A 3,195-nucleotide genomic window follows, 5' to 3' on the forward strand; every position below is an offset into this window, starting at 1 on the left:
CTTAAAAGTTCTTTGAAGTATTGGTATTGATTGAAGTAACAGAGTAAAAAAACTAAGAGATTAATAAGTTACTAAGGGCACACAGGGGATGCCTAGGCTCTCAGAGGCGAAGAAGGACGTGATAAGCTGCGATAAGCTACGGTTAGGAGCAAATATCTTATAACCCGTAGATTTCCGAATGGGGCAACCCACTATATTGAAGATATAGTATCCGAAAGGAGGCGAACCCGCTGAACTGAAACATCTAAGTAGGCGGAGGAGAAGAAAACAAGAGTGATTTCCTAAGTAGTGGCGAGCGAACGGGAAGTAGCCCAAACCGGAGTTGTTTCGGCAGCTTCGGGGTTGTAGGACTACGATATTGACTTAAATATTATAATGGAATGCTTTGGAAAGAGTAACCATAGAGGGTGAAAGTCCCGTACATGAAATAGTATTTATACATAGTAGTATCCTGAGTAGGGCGGGACATGTGGAATCCTGTCTGAATCTGCCAGAACCATCTGGTAAGGCTAAATACTCCTGAGAGACCGATAGTGAACGAGTACTGTGAAGGAAAGGTGAAAAGAACCCTGAATAAGGGAGTGAAAAAGACCCTGAAACTGTGTGCCTACAAGCGGTCGGAGCCTTTAGGGGTGACGGCGTGCCTTTTGCATAATGATCCTACGAGTTACTCTTCGTTAGCGAGGTTAAGGGCTTAAGGTCCGAAGCCGAAGCGAAAGCGAGTCTGAATAGGGCGCTTAGTTAGCGGAGGTAGACGCGAAACCTTGTGATCTACCCATGGCCAGGTTGAAGTTCCGGTAACACGGAATGGAGGACCGAACCAGTAGACGTTGAAAAGTCTTTGGATGAGCTGTGGGTAGGGGTGAAAGGCCAATCAAACTGGGAAATAGCTCGTACTCCCCGAAATGCATTTAGGTGCAGCGTTGGAATAGAGTCTTATAGAGGTAGAGCTACTGATTGGGCTAGGGGGCTTCACCGCCTACCAAACCCTGACAAACTCCGAATGCTATAAGATATGTCCAGCAGTGAGGGCATGGGTGCTAAGGTCCATGTCCGAGAGGGAAAGAACCCAGACCATCAGCTAAGGCCCCAAAGTGTAAGCTAAGTTGTTCAAACGTTGTTCGGTTGCATAGACAGCTAGGATGTTGGCTTGGAAGCAGCCATTCATTTAAAGAGTGCGTAACAGCTCACTAGTCGAGCGATCGAGCGTGGATAATAATCGGGCATAAGTTTACCGCCGAAGCTATGGCATCAGTTTACTGATGGGTAGGGGAGCATTCCATATACGTTGAATGTGTATCGTGAGATATGCTGGAGTGTATGGAAAAGCAAATGTAGGAATGAGTAACGATAATGCAGGCGAGAAACCTGCACACCGATAGACTAAGGTTTCCTGAGCGACGCTAATCGTCTCAGGGTTAGTCGGGACCTAAGGCGAACCCGAAAGGGGTAGTCGATGGCAAACGGGTTAATATTCCCGTACCTGTATATACTGCGATGGGGTGACGGAGCAATGAAAGCACCGCGTACTGACGGAATAGTACGTTGAAGACCGTATCTATATTTCTGGTAGGCAAATCCGCCGGGAATGGAGAAAGTCGATAGTACCACAAGTCTTCGGATGCGTGGATAGTGTGCCTAAGAACTTCCAAGAAAAACCTCTAAGCTTCAGGTATATACAGCTCGTACCGCAAACCGACACAGGTAGTCAAGGAGAGAATCCTAAGGTGCTCGAGTGATTCATGGCTAAGGAACTAGGCAAAATCGACCCGTAACTTCGGGAGAAGGGTCCCCCGACGTAAGTTGGGGCGCAGTTAAAAGGCCCAGGCGACTGTTTATCAAAAACACATGGCTTTGCGAAATCGAAAGATGAAGTATAAGGCCTGACACCTGCCCGGTGCCGGAAGGTTAAGAGGAGATGTTAGGGTAACCGAAGCATTGAATTGAAGCCCCGGTAAACGGCGGCCGTAACTATAACGGTCCTAAGGTAGCGAAATTCCTTGTCGGGTAAGTTCCGACCTGCACGAATGGTGTAACGATCTGGGCACTGTCTCAGCCATGAGCTCGGTGAAATTGTAGTATCGGTGAAGATGCCGATTACCCGCAACGGGACGGAAAGACCCCGTGAACCTTTACTATAGCTTCACATTGATATTGGGTAATTCATGTGTAGGATAGGTGGGAGACTTCGAGGCTGCGTCGCTAGGCGTAGATTAGTCGTCCTTGAAATACCACCCTTGGATTATCTGATGTCTAACCAGTGCAAACTGGGACATTGTGTGGTGGGTAGTTTGACTGGGGTGGTCGCCTCCAAAAGAGTAACGGAGGCTCCTAAAGGTACCCTCAGCACGCTTGGTAACCGTGCGTAGAGTGTAATGGCATAAGGGTGCTTGACTGAGAGACCGACAAGTCGACCAGGTAGGAAACTAGAGCATAGTGATCCGGTGGTTCCGTATGGAAGGGCCATCGCTCAAAGGATAAAAGGTACTCCGGGGATAACAGGCTGATCACTCCCAAGAGCTCACATCGACGGAGTGGTTTGGCACCTCGATGTCGGCTCGTCACATCCTGGGGCTGGAGAAGGTCCCAAGGGTTGGGCTGTTCGCCCATTAAAGTGGCACGCGAGCTGGGTTCAGAACGTCGTGAGACAGTTCGGTCCCTATCTGTTGTGGGCGTTAGATATTTGAGAGGACCTGCCTCTAGTACGAGAGGACCGGGGCGGACACACCTCTGGTGTACCTGTTGTGGCGCCAGCTGCACCGCAGGGTAGCTATGTGTGGATGAGATAAGCGCTGAAAGCATCTAAGCACGAAACTCACCTCAAGATGAGATATCTTTTAAGGGCCGTGGAAGACTACCACGTTGATAGGCTACAGGTGTAAAGACGGTGACGTCAAAGCCGAGTAGTACTAATTACCCGTAGACTTAAATCTCTTAATCTGTTACTTCAATCGCCCAATACCAAAGAAAAGACATTATGTTCTTTTTTTAGAACAACGATTTTAGGTGTCTATTGCAATGAGGTCCACCTCTTCCCATTCCGAACAGAGAAGTTAAGCCCATTCGCGCTGATGGTACTGCCCTTTTGAGGGTGGGAGAGTAAGTCGACGCCACTTTTAAGAACCCCCTGGTCAAAATTGATTAGGGGGTTTTTTGTATTATACCAATACCACAGTGCTTTAACTTGGCTATGAA

The 3,195-nt window shown here is 48.2% G+C and carries 2 rRNA genes; both read left to right on the plus strand.

Features of this window, described 5'->3' with window-relative positions:
* The first annotated feature begins 61 nt into the window (after positions 1-61).
* Positions 62-2,933: ribosomal RNA gene (locus tag ABDZ97_RS08150) — 23S ribosomal RNA — on the plus strand.
* Positions 2,934-3,002: 69 nt separating this feature from the next.
* Positions 3,003-3,116: ribosomal RNA gene (rrf, locus tag ABDZ97_RS08155) — 5S ribosomal RNA — on the plus strand.
* Positions 3,117-3,195: the final 79 nt, after the last annotated feature.

This window comes from Wandonia haliotis, from assembly GCF_039523435.1.
Lineage (GTDB): Bacteria > Bacteroidota > Bacteroidia > Flavobacteriales_D > Crocinitomicaceae > Wandonia > Wandonia haliotis.